The organism is Streptomyces purpureus (genome assembly GCF_014648195.1).
Lineage (GTDB): Bacteria > Actinomycetota > Actinomycetes > Streptomycetales > Streptomycetaceae > Streptomyces > Streptomyces purpureus.
Map to the genome: position 1 here is coordinate 174,161 of NZ_BMQQ01000009.1, position 16,490 is coordinate 190,650.

General features: G+C 71.7%; 14 protein-coding genes and 1 pseudogene. 9 read left to right on the forward strand and 6 right to left on the reverse strand.

Translation table 11 applies throughout. From position 1 onward, the window contains the following. Positions 1 to 160 precede the first annotated feature (160 nt). Complete coding sequence (locus IEZ01_RS14470) at positions 161 to 1,186, forward strand: ATP-dependent 6-phosphofructokinase (RefSeq protein ID WP_019889564.1); 1,026 nt, start codon at positions 161 to 163, stop codon at positions 1,184 to 1,186. A gap of 288 nt (positions 1,187 to 1,474) precedes the next feature. Then, positions 1,475 to 2,473 (forward strand): RICIN domain-containing protein, encoded by a 999-nt coding sequence (locus tag IEZ01_RS14475; RefSeq protein ID WP_019889565.1) that lies wholly within the window; start codon positions 1,475 to 1,477, stop codon positions 2,471 to 2,473. A 97-nt stretch (positions 2,474 to 2,570) separates the two neighbouring features. Here IEZ01_RS14475 and IEZ01_RS14480 read toward each other — a convergent pair whose 3' ends face one another. The 3 genes from IEZ01_RS14480 to IEZ01_RS14490 form a co-directional block, all read right to left on the reverse strand. Beyond that, on the reverse strand, positions 2,571 to 3,179 hold the full coding sequence (locus IEZ01_RS14480; protein ID WP_019889566.1) for a helix-turn-helix domain-containing protein: 609 nt from the start codon (positions 3,177 to 3,179) through the stop codon (positions 2,571 to 2,573). A gap of 229 nt (positions 3,180 to 3,408) precedes the next feature. Further along, entirely contained in the window at positions 3,409 to 4,083 is a 675-nt protein-coding gene (locus IEZ01_RS14485; RefSeq protein ID WP_019889567.1) for a response regulator, read from the reverse strand. Beyond that, positions 4,080 to 5,768 carry a sensor histidine kinase gene (locus IEZ01_RS14490; protein WP_019889568.1) on the reverse strand — a complete coding sequence of 563 codons (1,689 nt, stop codon included), beginning with the start codon at positions 5,766 to 5,768 and terminating at the stop codon, positions 4,080 to 4,082. The genes IEZ01_RS14485 and IEZ01_RS14490 overlap by 4 nt, the downstream gene beginning before the upstream one ends. A gap of 176 nt (positions 5,769 to 5,944) precedes the next feature. Here IEZ01_RS14490 and IEZ01_RS14495 point away from each other — a divergent pair, with 176 nt between their 5' ends. Beyond that, complete coding sequence (locus IEZ01_RS14495) at positions 5,945 to 7,288, forward strand: cation:dicarboxylate symporter family transporter (RefSeq protein WP_019889569.1); 1,344 nt, start codon at positions 5,945 to 5,947, stop codon at positions 7,286 to 7,288. A gap of 93 nt (positions 7,289 to 7,381) precedes the next feature. Here the strand turns inward: IEZ01_RS14495 and IEZ01_RS14500 are convergent, their stop codons facing one another. Both IEZ01_RS14500 and IEZ01_RS14505 read right to left on the reverse strand, forming a co-directional pair. Beyond that, a complete protein-coding gene (locus tag IEZ01_RS14500) occupies positions 7,382 to 8,269 on the reverse strand; it encodes an aldo/keto reductase (RefSeq protein WP_019889570.1) in 888 nt (295 codons plus the stop codon). After that, on the reverse strand, positions 8,266 to 9,153 hold the full coding sequence (locus IEZ01_RS14505; RefSeq protein WP_019889571.1) for an NAD-dependent epimerase/dehydratase family protein: 888 nt from the start codon (positions 9,151 to 9,153) through the stop codon (positions 8,266 to 8,268). Before IEZ01_RS14505 ends, IEZ01_RS14500 begins: the two co-directional genes overlap by 4 nt. Positions 9,154 to 9,220: 67 nt before the next feature. Between IEZ01_RS14505 and IEZ01_RS14510 the strand changes: the two genes are divergently transcribed. The 6 genes and pseudogenes from IEZ01_RS14510 to IEZ01_RS14530 all read left to right on the forward strand — a co-directional run bounded on the left by IEZ01_RS14510 (position 9,221) and on the right by IEZ01_RS14530 (position 13,889). Continuing rightward, complete coding sequence (locus tag IEZ01_RS14510; RefSeq protein ID WP_019889572.1) at positions 9,221 to 9,742, forward strand: Lrp/AsnC family transcriptional regulator; 522 nt, start codon at positions 9,221 to 9,223, stop codon at positions 9,740 to 9,742. Between the two features lie 188 nt (positions 9,743 to 9,930). Beyond that, positions 9,931 to 10,185: pseudogene (locus tag IEZ01_RS35870) on the forward strand (nitroreductase/quinone reductase family protein); the annotation flags it as partial. Between the two features lie 205 nt (positions 10,186 to 10,390). Next, a complete protein-coding gene (locus IEZ01_RS35875) occupies positions 10,391 to 10,699 on the forward strand; it encodes a hemerythrin domain-containing protein (RefSeq protein ID WP_308427170.1) in 309 nt (102 codons plus the stop codon). Between the two features lie 53 nt (positions 10,700 to 10,752). Next, positions 10,753 to 11,154, forward strand: a complete 402-nt coding sequence (locus IEZ01_RS14520; protein WP_019889575.1) for a MerR family transcriptional regulator — start codon at positions 10,753 to 10,755, stop codon at positions 11,152 to 11,154. Next, complete coding sequence (trxA, locus tag IEZ01_RS14525; RefSeq protein ID WP_019889577.1) at positions 11,151 to 11,486, forward strand: thioredoxin; 336 nt, start codon at positions 11,151 to 11,153, stop codon at positions 11,484 to 11,486. The genes IEZ01_RS14520 and trxA overlap by 4 nt, the downstream gene beginning before the upstream one ends. Before the next feature lie 171 nt (positions 11,487 to 11,657). Continuing rightward, on the forward strand, positions 11,658 to 13,889 hold the full coding sequence (locus IEZ01_RS14530; protein WP_189201975.1) for a HelD family protein: 2,232 nt from the start codon (positions 11,658 to 11,660) through the stop codon (positions 13,887 to 13,889). Here IEZ01_RS14530 and glgB read toward each other — a convergent pair. Then, entirely contained in the window at positions 13,876 to 16,191 is a 2,316-nt protein-coding gene (gene glgB / locus IEZ01_RS14535) for a 1,4-alpha-glucan branching enzyme (RefSeq protein WP_019889579.1), read from the reverse strand. The two genes, IEZ01_RS14530 and glgB, sit on opposite strands and share 14 nt — an antisense overlap. Positions 16,192 to 16,490 lie beyond the last annotated feature (299 nt).

A 16,490-nucleotide genomic window follows, 5' to 3' on the forward strand; every position in this document is an offset into this window, starting at 1 on the left:
CGCATGGTTAGGGCGCCCGCCGGACTCATGGCCTGGGGGAACGGCGCGAAAGGCCCGGTGGGGCGGGTGCGCGGAGTATCCGGAAGCGCGTGAGCCCGGTCTCCCATGGGAGAATCGGAAAAGCTCACACGTACCACTATCGAGCAGGAGACACGGCACGATGCGCATCGGAGTTCTCACCGCAGGCGGCGACTGTCCCGGCCTGAACGCAGTGATCCGGTCGGTCGTGCATCGGGCGATGACCGGCTACGGCGATGAAGTCATCGGCTTCGAGGACGGATTCAAGGGCCTCCTCGACGGGCATTACCGGCCCCTCGACCTCAACGCGGTCAGCGGCATCCTCGCCCGAGGCGGCACCATCCTCGGCTCGGCCCGGCTCGAGCGCGCCCGGCTGCGCGAAGCCGCCGAGAACTGCCAGGAGTTGCAGCAGCGGTACGGCATCGACGCGCTCATCCCGATCGGCGGCGAGGGCACCCTGACCGCCGCCCGGATGCTCTCCGACGCCGGTATGCCCGTGGTCGGCGTGCCGAAGACCATCGACAACGACATCTCCTCCACCGACCGCACCTTCGGCTTCGACACCGCCGTCATGGTCGCCACGGAGGCCATAGACCGGCTGAAGACGACCGCCGAGTCCCACCAGCGGGTCATGGTAGTCGAGGTGATGGGCCGGCACGCCGGCTGGATCGCCCTGGAGTCCGGGATGGCGGGCGGCGCCCACGGCATCTGCCTGCCCGAGCGCCCCTTCCAGGTCGACGACCTGGTCAAGATGGTCGAGGAACGCTTCGCCCGCGGCAAGAAGTTCGCGGTCGTCTGCGTCGCCGAGGGCGCCCACCCGGCCGAGGGCTCGATGGAGTACCAGAAGGGCGAGATCGACCAGTACGGCCACGAGCGCTTCCAGGGCATCGGCAACCGCCTCGCCGTCGAGCTGGAGCGGCGCCTGGGCAAGGAGGCCCGGCCGGTCATCCTCGGACACGTCCAGCGCGGCGGCACCCCGACCGCCTACGACCGGGTGCTCGCCACCCGCTTCGGCTGGCACGCGGTCGAGGCCGCGCACCGCGGAGACTTCGGCCGGATGACGGCCCTGCGCGGCACGGACGTGACCATGGTCCCGCTCGCCGAGGCCGTGACGCGGCTGAAGACCGTCCCCGAGGACCGGATGTTCGAGGCCGAGTCCGTCTTCTGACCCACCCGGCCGGCGGCCCCGGCCGTCCCCGCCTGCGCCGTCCCTGCCTTGTCCGGGACAGGCCGCCCCCGGGCACGCGAACCGAAGGCCCTGATCGCCCCCCGTGGGCGACCAGGGCTGTTCGCTTCCCCCGCGCAACCCGGCAGCCACCGGAATTGCCTCATTCCACTCTTGAGCCGGAGCGCGGGATCAACAAGGCTTACGCCTGTCCCGGACATGTCCCACCTCTGTCCGGGCGCGGACGACGGCCGTCGGGAGGGGGAACGTGGCACCCAGGGGAGGGCGCGCATGACCGATGGGGAAAGGGCCCTCGATCCTCGCGAGGCACGCAGTCCCGCCGAATTCATCGCCCAGCTGTCCGCGCTCAAGGAGTGGTCCGGACTGACCTACCGGGAGCTGACGGCGCGCGCCGAGGCCGTCGGGGACGTGCTGCCCCGCTCGACCGTGGCGAACATGCTGGCCCGTACGACCGTCCCGCGCGAGGAGCTGCTCACCGCGTTCGTCCGGGCCTGCGGCGCCGGGCCCGCCGCGGTCGAGAGCTGGCTGGCGGTCCGCAAGGAGCTGGCGGTACGGGGACGCGTCGAGTCCCTGGAGGCCGAAGGGGAGGGTGACGAAGTGGACCGGCCCGCGGACGCGTGGCCGGAGGACGATCCCCGCGACACCGCCCCGCGCCCCGCCGCGGCCGCCGCGCCGCCCCCGGCCGGCCGCTCCCGGATGCCCCGACTCCTGGTCGCCGTGGTGGCCTTCACCGCCCTGGTCGTCGCGGTCATCAGCGTCGTCGCGCTGGTACGGGACGGGGGCGGTGCGGGAGGCCCCGGCGGGCCGAAGCCGCTGTCGGCGCCCGCGCCGGGGCCGGTGAAGATACGGGCGCTCCACTCCGGGCTGTGCCTGAACGAGCGCCCCAAGAAGGACGACGGTCAGGTCTACCAGGTGGAGTGCGCGGACGCGACGGTCCCGCTGTACGAACTCGAACGGATCGGCGGCGACCGATGGAGGATCGTTTCGCTGCATCCGGACTACGGACCCGGCTGTTCCGGGATCCCGGCGGAGGCCCGCCTTGTGGGCGGCCCGCTGCAGGACGGGGTGTGCGGCAAGCGCGGGGCGGCGGAGGCGTTCCGGTTCGAAGCCTTCGGATCCCCGGCCGTCGGCTACCGGATGCGGCCCACGCACACCGAACTGTGCGTCGGGGTCGTGGGCGCCGCTCAGGCCCGGTGGGCCCGGCTGGAACAGGCGGAGTGCGCGGCCGACGGGGCGAGGCAGCTGTTCAGCTTCGACCCGAGGACCTGAGGGTGCGGGAGGCGGAAACCCGGACGGGAGCGCGGCGGCGACTCGGCTGCGACCTGCGGACCTATGGGTGTGAGATCCCCGGGGGCGCGGGAGCGGCTCAGCCGCCGGCCAGCTCCCAGAAGTGGTCGGATATCCGGTCCAGGAACTCCCGGCCCGACTCGCCGCTGCCCCCCGACGCGCCCCAGCTGCTGGTCGCCGCCATCCGGGCGTGGTACTCGCCGTGCAACTGCTGGAGCACCCGCTCCAGAGCGGCCCGGTCCAGCGCGACCAGCTTCGCGACCGGCTTCACATACGCCTGCCAGCGGGTCGTCGCCGCGTCCTTCAGCACCTCGGCCAGCTCCGCCGCCCGGCCCGTCGCCGCCACCAGCGCGCGCGGGGTGAGGCCGAGGGCCTCGGCGAGCGCCCCGGTCTGGCGCTCGTTGCCCTTCCAGCGGTTGGACTCCTCCATGCGCCGGTACGCGCCCGCGTCCAGCCCCACCCGCCGGGCCAGATCCTCGGGCGGGATGCCCCGCGCCATCCGGTGCTCCTTGAGCGTGGTGGCGGCGGCGAGCAGCTCGGCGGGGGCGCACCACAGGACGCCGGCGAGCGCGGTGAGCTCGCGGGCGGTGGGCGGGAGGTGCCCGCGTTCCCAGGCGATGACGGTGTCCGGGGTGACCATGAGCCCGTACTGCGCCCGCAGGCCGTAGGCGACATGGCCGGGCGCCATGCCCAGGGCTTCGCGCAGTCGGCGCGCGGCGGGGGCATTGAAGGGTGGGGAGGATTGCACGCGGCCACGGTAAGACCGATGGTCACCAATGGCTACGGTGTGTTCACCCAACGCCATGGCTCGTAGGAACGTCCGAGCATACGTGTAACCCGGGTCCAGGGCAGGGCTCGGTGCACTGTAGCGAACTCATGGGTAACCGGGAAGGGTTGACGCGGATCTCCCGCGAATCTCATCTGGTGGATGGGATCCAGCGGTACTGGAGCTCCGGGCGGCCGATCTGGCCGTACTGCGGGCTGCGCCCGGCGCGGCCCTCGCCGACGAGGTGCTCCAGATAGCGGCGCGCGGTGATCCGGGAGATCCCGACCGCGGCGCCCGCCTCGCTCGCGGTCACTCCGCCGGGTGCCTCGCGCAGCGTCCGTGTCACGGCCTGCAGCGTCGGCGCGCTCAGCCCCTTGGGCAGCGCGGCCGGCTGGGGAGCGCGCAGGGCGGCCAGCGCGCGGTCGACCTCCTCCTGCCCGGAGGCCTCACCCGCGGCGGCGCGGAACTCGGCGTAGCGGGAGAGCCGGTCGCGCAGCGTCGCGAAGGTGAACGGCTTCAGGACGTACTGCACCACCCCGAGCGAGACGCCCTCGCGCACGATCCCCAGGTCCCGCGCCGAGGTCACCGCGATCACATCGGCCGCGTGCCCGGCGGCGCGCAGCGCCCGCAGCAGCTGGAGGCCATGCCCGTCGGGCAGATACAGATCCAGCAGGATCAGATCCACCTCGCACCGCTCCAGCGCCCGCACGGCGGCCGCCCGCGAGTGGGCGACCGCGACGACCGTGAAGCCCTCCACCCGCCCGGCGTACAGCGCGTGCGCGTCGGCGGCGACCGGATCGTCCTCGACCACCAGCACCTTGATCACGCGACCACCTCCGGGGACCGTGCACCGGAGGGAGCCGGGCAGCGAAGCGGCAGCCGTACGGTGAACTCCGCGCCGCCGTACGGGCCCTGGGCCAGCACGACCGTGCCACCCGCGCGGTGCGCCGCCTGCCGGACCAGCGCGAGACCGAGGCCCCGGCCGGCGCCCCTGGTCGACCAGCCGCGCTCGAAGACGGCCGCAGAGTCCTCGGCCCGTACGCCCGGCCCGCTGTCAGCGACCCGCACCAGCAGTTCACCGGCGTCGGCGCGGGCCGTGACGGTCACCCGGGCCCGGAGGAGCGCCGGCGCGTCCGGCTCCGGTTCGCCGTCCCGCTGCCGCGGCGGGGCGGGCCAGCCGGAGCCCGGGTCGGAGGCGGCCTCGACCGCGTTGTCGATCAGATTGCCCAGGATCGTCACCAGGTCCCGGGGCGGCAGGGTCGGCGGCAGCAGGCCGTCGTCGATATGGCTGTCGTCGGTCAGGACCAGTTCCACGCCGCGTTCGTTGGCCTGGGCCGCCTTGCCGAGCAGCAGCGCCGCGAGGACCGGCTCGGCCACCGCGTCGACGACCCGGTCCGTGAGCGCCTGGGCCAGCTCCAGTTCGGCCGTGGCGAACCGGACCGCCTCGTCCGAGCGGCCCAGCTCGATCAGCGAGACCACCGTGTGCAGCCGGTTGGCCGCCTCGTGGGCCTGCGAGCGCAGCGCCTGCGTGAAGCACCGCTCGGAGTCCAGCTCGCCCGACAGCGCCTGGAGTTCGGTGTGGTCCCTCAGCGTCACCACGGTGCCCCGGCGCTCCCCGCCGATCACCGGCCGGGTGGAGACCACGAGGACCCGCTCCGCGGTCAGATGCAGCTCGTCCACGCGGGGCTCGCTGGAGAGCAGCGCTCCCGTCAGCGACGTGGGCAGCCCGAGGTCGGCGACGGACGTTCCCACCGCTTCCTCGCCGACCCCCAGGAGATCGCGCGCCCCGTCGTTGATCAGCGCGATCCTGCGCTGCCCGTCCAGCATCACCAGCCCCTCCCGCACCGCGTGCAGCGCGGCCTCGTGATAGTCGTGCATCCGGCTCAGCTCCGCCGCGTTCATGCCCTTGGTGTGCCGTCGCAGCCGGGCGTTGATGACGTACGTCCCCACCCCGCCGAGCGCCAGCGCCGCGCCCGCCATCACCAGCAGCGCGGTCACCTGCTCCCGAACCTGCGCGCTGATCCGCTCGATGGTGATGCCCGCGCTGACCAGCGCGATCACCTCGCCGTCGGCGACGACCGGGGTGACCGTGCGCACGGACGGCCCGAGCACCCCCATATGCGTCTCGGAGAAGGTCCGGCCCGCTACGGCGGGCTCGATGTGGCCGAGGTACGTACGGCCGATCTCGTCCGGCTCCGGATGGGTCCAGCGGGTGCCGTCGGTCGCCATCACCACCACGAAGGTGACCCCGGACTCGCGCCGGAGCGCCTCCGCGTACGGCTGGAGGGTGGCCGTCGGATCGGCGGAGCGGACCGCCTCGGCCACCGAGGGGGCTTTCGCGACCGCGGTCGCGGTCGCCGTGGACTGCCGCCGTGCGGTCTCCTCGGCCTGCGCGCGGTCCGTCACATACGCGAAGACCGCGCACCCGGCCACGATCGCCGCCACCAGCACGACCTGCATCGCGAAGAGCTGGCCGGCCAGGCTTCGCGGCCGCAGGAGGGGTAGGCGCATCTGCTCAGTCTGCCTGTCCGGAAATGTACGGCGGAATTGCCCAGGGACTGCGTGACGCAATTGTGTTCCGGAATCGTGTGAACGAAAGGAACGCAAGGGTGACCGCCGTCACAGGGGTGATGGATAGTCGCGGGGTCTACGGGACGTAGACATTTCCCCTGGACGAGGAGGATCCCGTGGCCGCACGCCGGGACCGTACCCACTATCTCTATCTGGCCGTCATCGCCGCCGTCATCCTCGGCATCGGCGTCGGTTTCGTCGCACCCGGCGTGGCCGTCGAGCTCAAGCCGCTCGGCACCGGGTTCGTGAATCTCATCAAAATGATGATCTCGCCGATCATCTTCTGCACGATCGTGCTCGGCGTGGGGTCGGTCCGCAAGGCCGCCAAGGTCGGCGCGGTCGGCGGCCTGGCACTCGGCTACTTCATGGTGATGTCGACCGTCGCCCTCGCCATCGGCCTGCTCGTCGGCAACCTCCTGGAGCCCGGCTCCGGTCTCCAGCTGACGAAGGAGGTGGCGGCGGCCGGCGAGAAGCAGGCGTCCGGCGCCAGCGAGAGCACCACCGACTTCCTCCTTGGGATCATCCCCAAGACGCTGGTCTCCGCCTTCACCGAGGGCGAGGTCCTGCAGACCCTGCTGGTCGCCCTGCTCGCGGGCTTCGCACTGCAGGCGATGGGCGCGGCCGGTGAGCCGGTCCTGCGCGGCATCGGGCACATCCAGCGGCTGGTCTTCCGCATCCTCGGCATGATCATGTGGGCGGCCCCGGTGGGCGCGTTCGGCGCCATAGCGGCAGTGGTCGGCGAGACCGGCCTCGACGCGCTGAAGTCGCTCGCCGTCATCATGATCGGCTTCTATGTCACCTGCGCGCTCTTCGTCTTCGTCGTCCTCGGCGCCCTGCTCAAGCTGATCGCGGGCATCAACATCTTCACCCTGCTGAAGTACCTGGGCCGGGAGTTCCTGCTGATCCTCTCCACCTCCTCCTCGGAGTCCGCGCTGCCCCGGCTGATCGCGAAGATGGAGCACATGGGCGTCAGCAAGCCCGTCGTCGGCATCACCGTCCCCACCGGCTACTCCTTCAACCTGGACGGCACCGCGATCTACCTGACGATGGCCTCGCTCTTCGTCGCCGAGGCGATGGGCAACCCGCTCTCCATCGCCGAGCAGATCTCGCTCCTCGTCTTCATGATCATCGCGTCGAAGGGCGCGGCGGGCGTCACCGGGGCGGGACTGGCCACGCTCGCGGGTGGCCTCCAGTCGCACCGCCCCGAACTCGTCGACGGCGTCGGCCTGATCGTCGGCATCGACCGCTTCATGAGCGAGGCCCGCGCCCTGACCAACTTCGCGGGCAACGCGGTGGCGACCGTCCTGGTCGGCACGTGGACCAAGGAGATCGACAAGGCGCGCGCCGCCGACGTCCTGGCCGGCCGGGTGCCGTTCGACGAGAAGACCCTGGTCGACGACCACGCCCCCGCCCCCTCGGACGTCCCGGAACAGCGCGACGAACTCCCGGCCAGGGTCTGACCCGCCGCCCCCCGGCCGCCGAGCCCCTCGCGCGGCCGGGGGACCGCCGTCGGGTACGGAATCGCCGCCGACTTCGCCTGAGCCCGTACGCCGCTAGCCGCCGGCCCCGTCAAGGAGCGCCAACTCCTCTTCCCCCAGAGTCAGGTCGGCCGCGGCCGCCGAGGCGCGGGCCGTCTCCGGACGGCTCGCGCCAGGGATCGGCACCACCACGGGGGAGCGGGCGAGGAGCCAGGCCAGTGCGGTCTGCTGGGGGCTCACTCCGCGCTCCCGCGCCACCCGGTGGAACGCCCCGAACCGCGGGTCCGCCTCCTGCGCGGAGGCGCCGTCGAGGGAGCTGCGGGAGATCCCGCCCAGCGGACTCCAGGGCAGGAAGGTGAGGCCGAGTTCCGTGCACAGCCGCAGCTCGGCCTCGCTGCCTTGGGCCTCGGGGGAGTAGCGGTTCTGTACGGAGACCAGCCGGTCGCCCAGCACGTCCCGGGCCAGCCGGATCTGGTCCGCGTCCACGTTGGAGATCCCGGCGAGCCGGACCACACCCGCGTCGAGGAGCTCGCGGACCGCCCCGAGCGACTCCGCGTACGGCACGTGCGGGTCCGGCTTGTGCAGCTGGTAGAGGCCGATCGCCGCCACGCCCAGCCGCTTCAGTGACGCCCGCGCCGCCCGGCGCAGGTGCTCCGGGCGCCCGTCGACGCTCCAGCCGCCGTCGGCGGTGCGGCCCCGGCCACCCTTGGTGGCGACCAGGACCGCGTCCCGGTCGCCGCCGTACGCCGCCAGCGCCCGGGCGACCAGCAGCTCGCCCGCGCCCGGCTCGCCACCCGGCGGGTGGTACGAGTCGGCCGTGTCCAGCAGGGTCACGCCCGCGTCCAGCGCGGCATGCACGGTGGCGAGCGCCCGCGCCTCGTCGGGACGCCCCTCGATCGACAGCGGCATCGTGCCGAGACCGATCGCGCTCACCTGAAGGTCTCCCAGCCGGCGGTACCTCATCGCACGGTCTCCGAGAGCGCCTGCGGCAGCCACTGCGCGACATGCCGGAACGAGTAACCGAACCTGGTCGCCCGGGAGTTGTCCATCGCGTACGAGCGGGCGAAGGAGAACGGCGAGACCTCGCCGACCTCCACCTCCCGGAACACGGTCCGGCCGCCCACCAGCTTCTCGATCTCCGCGCAGATCTCGGCCGTGGTCAGCGTGCCGTGGGAATGCGCGTTGACGGGGCCGGTGAATTCCCGCTCCACCGCCCAGGCGAGGAATGCGGCGATCTCCTCGACGTACACATAGGTGGCGGGGTGGTTCACGGCCGGGACGGCGATCGGCTCACCGGCCCGGATCCGGTCCGCGTAATGCCCGACGCGGCCGGTGAAATCGTCCTCGCCGCCCAGCACGTGGGCGACCCGCACCGCCGTGTACGGGAATTCCGGATCCGCCGCGAAGACCGCCTCGGCCTGCCGCTTCCCCTCGCCGTAGTGCGCCTCGGCGAATTGGGGATCGTCCCAGGGCAGGCCGGTGTCGACCGTGACCGTGCGCGGATCGACGGCCTCTTCGGGCACGGGTGCCAAGGAGTCCTCGTACTCGTACACCTCCACGGTCGAGGTCATCACATAGCGCTTCGTCAGGGGGCCGAGAACGCGGCGTGCGACGAGTGCCTGGCGCGGTGTGTAGCAGACCTGGTCCACCACGGCGTCAAAAGAGCGGCCGTCGAGCGCGGTCCGCAAGGACGTCTCGTCATTCCGGTCGGCAATCACATGGAAAGCCCCTTCCGGGGCGGGAGAAGAACCGCGATTGAGCACCGTCACGCGGTGCCCGGCGGCCTGCAGCCGGGCGATCAACCGCTTGCCGAAATAGCGGCTTCCGCCGATGACCAGAACGTCCATGAATCCCAACTCCTTTGCGCGAGAGGCCAAGTGTTACGTTGTCGGACCGTCATCTGAAGGGGGAAACATGGGAGTCCAGGCCGCCGCACCGAAAGAACCACGGCATCTGCGGCCCGCCGCCACCGAAACCTCGGCGGCCGCCTTCGACCCGGTGGACCGGCAGATCCTGGAGCTGGTCCAGCGCGACGGCCGCATCAAGCTGAGCGAGCTCGGACGGCGCGTCCGGCTCAGCCCGGCGGCGGTCACCGAACGCGTCCGCCGCCTGGAGGCGTGCGGGGCCATCACCGGCTACGGAGCGCATGTCTCGCCCGCCCGGCTCGGCTACGGCATCCAGGCGTTCATCCGCGTCAACCCGCACGCCGGCTACAACCTGAAGCACCCCAGGACCCTGGAGCTGACCGCCCGTCCCGAGATCGTCGAGGTCCACCACGTGGTCGGCGAGGACTGCTGGATCCTCAAGGTCGCCGTGACCGACACGATCCACCTGGAGGAGATCCTGGAGCAGACCTCGGCCCTCGGCCGCACCACCACCTCGATCGTGCTGTCGTCGCCGGTCGAACGCAAACCCCTGCTTCCCTCCGGGAATTGATCCTTGACAGGCCGACGCGGACCGGGTTGTCATATCCGGGTCGCGTCGCGTGCCGGTCCGCGCTGGAAAGCGGAGGCATGGAGGCTCGACGGCAGTAGGGACGGCTCTTGCCTCTCGGCTTCAACGACAACATCATTTCCGACTTCCGCACCAACGCCGGCGTCCTCGGCGGTCCCTTCGCGGGATGGGTGCTTCTTCTCCTCACCACCACCGGCGCCCGTTCCGGCCGGGAACACACCACCCCGCTCGGTTTCGTCGAGGACGGCGACCGGCTGCTGGTGGTCGGCTCGGCCGGCGGCTCCGACCGGCACCCGGACTGGTACCGCAACATCCTCGTGAACCCCACGGTCACGGTCGAGACCGGCACCGAGACCTGGCAGGCCACCGCCGTGGCCGCGACCGGCGAGGAGCGGGACGCGCTCTTCGCCAAGGTCGTCGCGGTGGCCCCCGGCTACGCCGACTACCAGAAGGGCACCGACCGGATCCTCCCGGTCGTGGCGCTCTACCGCCTCCCCGAGGACACCTACACCCCGCCGACCAGGCTCGACGCACTCGCCGACGAGCTGGTCGCGATCCACGACTGGCTCCGCGGCGAACTGGCCGCCCTGCGCGGGGGGGCTCGGCGCCCGCACCACTCCCGTCCTCACCGTGGAGCTGCGCAAGCACTGCCTGACCTTCTGTTCGGCGATGGCCGTCCACCACGGCGGGGAAGACGCGGGCCTCTTCCCGTACCTGACCCGGGAATTCCCCGACAAGGCCGACGCCTTCGACCGCCTCCAGCGGGAACACGGCACGGTGGCGCGGATCCTCGGTGAACTCCAGGAGCTCCTCGCCCGTCTCGACGACGCGGACCCCGAGCGGCTGCGCGGGGAGTTCGACCGGCTCGCCGCGGAGCTGGAGACCCACTTCGCGTACGAGGAGGAACAGGTGCTGCCGCTGCTGCGGGCCAGCGCCTGATTCCCCGACCGACGCTTGCCTTGACGTCGACGTCAAGGCGTACGTTCGGGGACATGCGCATAGGCGAGCTGGCCGAGCGGGCGGGCACCACCACGCGGACTCTGCGGTACTACGAGTCCCGTGGGCTGCTGCCCGCGCGGCGTACGGAGAACGGGCACCGCACCTACGACGAGCACGACCTCAGGCTCCTCCAGCAGATCCGGACCCTTCAGGACTTCGGGTTCGAGCTGGAGGAGACCAGGCCGTTCGTCGACTGTCTGCGGGCCGGCCATCCGGCGGGTGACACCTGCCCGGCCTCGCTCGCCGTCTACCGGCGCAAAATCGCCGAGCTGGACGGCCTCATCGACCGGCTCCAGGAGATCCGCGCCCAGGTGGGCGCGCAGCTCCTGCGGGCCGAGGCGGAGCAGCCCGGCGGCCCCCAACCACTGTGCGAACTGGGAGAGCGGGAAACATGAACGTAAGCGCGGACGTCGATGTGGTGACGCAGGAGACATTCGACGCGGAGGTACTGGGCGCGGACCGTCCCGTACTGGTGAAATTCACGGCGGACTGGTGCGGCCCGTGCCGTCAGCTGAAGCCGGTCCTCGCCGCACTCGCCACCGAGGAGGGCGACCGGCTGAAGGTCGTCGAGGTGGATGTGGACAACAACCCGGAGATCACGGTCCGCTACGGCGTCCTCGCGACCCCGACCCTGATGGTGTTCCAGGCGGGCGAGCCGGTGAAGTCGCTGGTGGGCGCCCGTCCCAAGCGCCGGCTGCGACAGGACCTGGAGGATGTGCTGGGCTGATTCGGGCCCGCCGTGACCACGCCCCGCCGTACATGAAAAAGCCCCGGCTCGAATTGACAGCCAGGGCAATGCAGCGCGTATATTGAATAGTTCCTGTGTCTTCATCCATCAAAGCCATGGAGAAGTAACAGGGAAGTTCATTAAAGGCACTGTATCGCGGTGGGAGTCGAATTGTCAACCGAGCAATTTCGGGAAGAGCAGCAATTCATCACTGAGCTCTATGCGCGACTCGACCACCTGAGGGAGCAGGCCGAGAGCGCCATGGCCGCGGCGCTCAAGGTCGGCGGGTCCACCCTTCAGGCCCGGCTGGAGCGGGACGTGCTCGTCGCCGAGCAGTCCGGGCTGCTCGCCGCCTACAACGCGGGGGAGACCGGCCTGTGCTTCGGGCGGCTCGTCTTCCGCGACGGGCGGGACCACCACATCGGGCGCATCGGCATCCGCGAGGACGACGCCCACCGCACCCCGCTCGTCGTCGACTGGCGGGCCGAGGTCGCCCGGCCGTTCTACCTCGCCACCGGCCACACCCCCATGGGCCTGCGCCGGCGGCGGCACATCACCACCCACGGCCGGGACGTCACCGCCCTCCACGACGAGGTGCTCGACCTGGAGGACACCACCCGCACCGGACACGAGAGCCGCGACGCCGACGAGGTGCTCCTCGCCGCGCTCGACGCCGCGCGCACCGGGCGGATGCACGACATCGTCCAGACCATCCAGGCCGAGCAGGACACCATCATCCGCTCCCCGCACCGCGGGGTCCTCGTCGTCGAGGGCGGCCCCGGCACCGGCAAGACCGCCGTCGCCCTGCACCGCGCCGCGTACCTCCTCTACGCCCACCGCGAGCAGCTCGCCAAACGGGCCGTGCTGATCGTCGGCCCCAACCCCGCCTTCCTCGGCTACATCGGACAGGTGCTGCCCTCCCTCGGTGAGACCGGGGTGCTCCTCGCCACCCCCGGCGAGCTCTTCCCCGGCGTACGGGCCACCGGCACCGACACCCCGCGCGCCGCAGCCGTCAAGGGCTCCGCCGCCATGGCCGACGCCCTGGCCCAGGCCGTACGCGACCGCCAGCAGGTCCCCGAGCGGGGCGCCCCGCTGATCGTGGAGCACGACGACGGCGACCTGATCCTCGACTGGGACATGGCCCTCGAAGCCCGCCACAAGGCCCGCGAGACCGACCTGCCGCACAACCTCGCCCGGCCGCACTTCGTCTTCCGGCTCCTCGACGCCCTCGCCGAGCAGCTCGCCGACCGGATCGGCGCCGACCCCTACGGCGGCCCCAACTTCCTCGGCCCCGACGACATCGCCCTGCTCGCCAAGGGCGTCGCGACCAACCCCGCCGTGCACGCCGCCATCGACACGCTCTGGCCCCCGCTCACCCCCGAGGAGTTCCTCACCGACTACCTCGCCGACCCCACCCACCTCGACGACGAGGACGCCGCCGCCATCCGCCGCGAAGGCGGGCCCTGGACCGCCGCCGACGTCGCCCTGCTCGACGAGGCCGCCGAACTCCTCGGCGAGGACGACTCCGCCGCCCGCGCCCGCGAGGAGGCCGAACGCCAGCAGCAGATCGCCTACGCCCAGGGCGTCCTCGACGTGTCGTACGCCTCCCGTACCTACGAGTTCGAGGACAAGGAGGAACAGGACAAGGACGCCTCCGAGGTCCTCTCCGCGCACGACATCATCGACGCCGAACGGTTCGCCGAACGGCACGAGGAGGCCGACCACCGCAGCGCCGCCGAACGCGCCGCCGCCGACCGGACCTGGGCCTTCGGCCACATCATCGTCGACGAGGCCCAGGAGCTCTCCGCGATGGCCTGGCGGCTGCTGATGCGCCGCACCCCCAGCCGCTCGATGACCCTCGTCGGCGACCCGGCCCAGACCGGCGACTCCGCCGGTGTCGGCTCCTGGGAGCGGATCCTCGCCCCGTACGTCCAGGACCGCTGGGAGCTCGTACGCCTCGGGGTCAACTACCGCACCCCCGCCGAGATCATGGAGGTGGCGGCGGAGGTCCGTCGCGCCCACGACCCCGCCTTCGAGCCGCCGAGCTCGGTCCGCTCCACGGGCGTGAAGCCCTGGGAGCGGACCGTGGACGACGTGGTGGCGGAGACCGTACGCGCGGTCGGCGACGAACTCCCCGCCGAGGGCAGGCTCGCGGTCATCGCCCCCGCCGCGCTCCATCCGGCGCTGATCGCCGCGCTCCCGGACGCGGCCCACGGGCGGGTCCCGGATCTGACCCGCCCCGTGGTGCTGCTCGACCCCCGCCAGGCCAAAGGCCTCGAATTCGACACGGTCCTGGTCGTCGACCCGGACGCGATCGAGTCCGGGGCCGCACACGGGATCAACGACCTCTACGTGGCGCTGACCCGGGCGACCCAGCGCCTCGGGGTCGTCAGGCGGGCCTGAGCCAGACCGTCGCCAGCGGCGCCAGCGTCGTCCGGATGCTCGCCGGGCGGCCGTTCCACGGCACGGACTCGGTCTTCACCGGGTCCGTGCCCACCACGTCGCTGCCGCCGTACCGCGCCGCGTCCGTGTTCAGCACCTCCGTCCACGCCGCGACCTGCTCCGGCACGCCGAGCCGGTAGTCGTTTCGGACCACCGGCGAGAAGTTGCAGACCGCCAGCAGCGGCGAGCCGTCGGCGTCGTACCGAAGGAACGCGAAGACGTTGTCCTCCGCCGCGTCGCCCGCGACCCACGAGAAGCCCTCCGGGCGGGTGTCCCGCTCCCACAGCGCCGGCGTCGCCGTGTACACCGTGTTCAGGTCGCGGACCAGGTCCCGTACGCCCCGGTGGTCGCCCGCCGAGTGGTACGAGTCGTCCAGCAGCCACCACTCCGGGCCGTGATCGGCCGACCACTCGGCACCCTGCGCGAACTCCTGCCCCATGAAGAGGAGTTGCTTGCCCGGGTGGGCCCACATGAAGCCCAGGTAGGCGCGGTGGTTGGCGCGCCGCTGCCACCAGTCGCCGGGCATCTTCGACACCAGCGCCTGCTTGCCGTGCACCACCTCGTCGTGCGAGATCGGCAGGATGTAGTTCTCGCTGTACGCGTACACCATCGAGAAGGTCATCTCGTTGTGGTGGTACTTGCGGTGCACCGGGTCCTTCGCCACGTAGTCGAGGGAGTCGTGCATCCAGCCCATGTTCCACTTCATGCCGAAGCCGAGCCCGCCGAAGCCGCCCGGACCGACCTGGTCCGTCGCCCGGGTCACGCCGTCCCAGGCCGTCGACTCCTCGGCGAAGGTGATGACACCGGGGCAGCGGCGGTAGACGGTCGCGTTCATCTCCTGCAGGAAACGGACCGCGTCCAGATTCTCCCGGCCGCCGTGCTCGTTCGGCGCCCACTGCCCGTCCTCACGGGAGTAGTCCAGATAGAGCATGGAGGCCACCGCGTCCACCCGCAGCCCGTCGATGTGGAACTCCTGGCACCAGTACACCGCGTTCGCGACGAGGAAGTTCCGCACCTCCTTACGGCCGTAGTCGAACTCCAGCGTCCCCCAGTCCGGGTGCGCCGACCGGCGCCAGTCCTCGTGCTCGTACAGCGGACGCCCGTCGAACTCCGCCAGCGCCCAGTCGTCGCGCGGGAAGTGTGCCGGCACCCAGTCCATCAGGACGCCGATACCGGCCTGGTGCAGCGCGTCGATCAGGAACTTGAAGTCGTCGGGCGTGCCCATCCGGGCCGTCGGGGCGTAGAAGCCGGTGACCTGATACCCCCACGAGCCGCCGAAGGGATGCTCCGCGACCGGCATGAACTCGACATGGGTGAAGCCCAGATCGCGGACGTACGCGGGCAGCTGCTCGGCCAGTTGGCGATAGCTCAGGCCCGGGCGCCACGACGGCAGATGCACCTCGTACACCGAGATCGGCGCCTCGTGGTGCGGCCGGGCGCCCCGCCCGGCCATCCACTGGCCGTCCTGCCACTCATGGCGCGACTCGGTCACGATCGACGCGGTGTCCGGCGGGCACTCCGTGCGCCGGGCCATCGGATCGGCCCGCAGCGTATGGCTTCCGTCCGGCCGGGTGATGTCGAACTTGTACCGAGTGCCCTCCTCGATCCCGGGCACGAACAGCTCCCACACCCCACTGGCGCCCAGCGAGCGCAACGGCAGCCCCGTGCCGTCCCAGTAGTTGAAGTCCCCGGCGAGCCGCACCCCGCGCGCGTTGGGCGCCCACACCGTGAACCGGGTCCCCTCGACCCCCTGATGACGCATCCGCCGGGCCCCGAGCGCCGTCCACAGCTCCTCGTGCCGGCCCTCGCCGATCAGATACAGATCCAGATCACCCAGCGCGGGCAGGAAACGGTACGGATCCCGCATCGGGATCTCGTCGCCGTCGTAGCGCACGAGCAGCTCGTAGTCCGGCACCTTCCGCAGCGGCAACAGCCCCGAGAACAGCCCGTCGCCGTCCTCGAACAGCTCCGCCCGCAACCCCTTGGCGACCACGGTGACCTCGGTCGCGTACGGCCGCAGCACCCGGAAGACCACCCCGCCGCGCACCACATGGGCGCCGAGCAGGGCATGCGGGTCGTGATGCTCACCCGCCAGCAGCCGGCCCCGGTCGGCCTCGTCCAGGGGTGGCGCCGGCCGCACACCCCGGCTGCCGTTCTTACGAGGCGCGGGCGTACGGGCGGCCGCCGTCTTCGTGGCGGTCCTTCTCGCCGGAGCCTTCTTCGCCGGTTCCTTCGCCGGCTCCTTGGCGGGCGGCGGCACCACAGGCGCGGACAACTCCTCGTCCGACACCGGACGGGCGGTCTTTCGCGACGGCTGACGGGGGGTCACAGGCAGAGGCTCCTTCTTTTTTGGGGCTCGGTTCTCCCCCTGGCTTCGCCGGGGGGACCCCCACCGGGGCGCTTCGAGCGTGCGCCGACGGTCGATCGTGCTCGGCTGCTCGTTCCTCGCAGCCTGCGCGCGTTCTCCCTTTCGGCGCCCGCGCGCCCCTTCGGCTCACTCGCCGAGGCGGTCGCGCGCCGTGGAGGCGGTCGGGGTGGGCGTATGCGGTTGTGGTTGGGCGG

Excerpts from the sequence above, each read along its gene's own strand:
- IEZ01_RS14475 (WP_019889565.1), top strand. The coding sequence starts at position 1,475 with ATGACCGATGGGGAAAGGGCCCTCGATCCTCGCGAGGCACGCAGTCCC.
- IEZ01_RS14500 (WP_019889570.1), bottom strand. The coding sequence starts at position 8,269 with ATGAGGTACCGCCGGCTGGGAGACCTTCAGGTGAGCGCGATCGGTCTC.
- IEZ01_RS14470 (WP_019889564.1), top strand. The coding sequence starts at position 161 with ATGCGCATCGGAGTTCTCACCGCAGGCGGCGACTGTCCCGGCCTGAAC.
- IEZ01_RS14510 (WP_019889572.1), top strand. The coding sequence starts at position 9,221 with ATGGGAGTCCAGGCCGCCGCACCGAAAGAACCACGGCATCTGCGGCCC.
- IEZ01_RS14480 (WP_019889566.1), bottom strand. The coding sequence starts at position 3,179 with ATGGCGCCCGGCCATGTCGCCTACGGCCTGCGGGCGCAGTACGGGCTC.
- IEZ01_RS14505 (WP_019889571.1), bottom strand. The coding sequence starts at position 9,153 with ATGGACGTTCTGGTCATCGGCGGAAGCCGCTATTTCGGCAAGCGGTTG.
- IEZ01_RS14520 (WP_019889575.1), top strand. The coding sequence starts at position 10,753 with ATGCGCATAGGCGAGCTGGCCGAGCGGGCGGGCACCACCACGCGGACT.
- trxA (WP_019889577.1), top strand. The coding sequence starts at position 11,151 with ATGAACGTAAGCGCGGACGTCGATGTGGTGACGCAGGAGACATTCGAC.
- IEZ01_RS14490 (WP_019889568.1), bottom strand. The coding sequence starts at position 5,768 with ATGCGCCTACCCCTCCTGCGGCCGCGAAGCCTGGCCGGCCAGCTCTTC.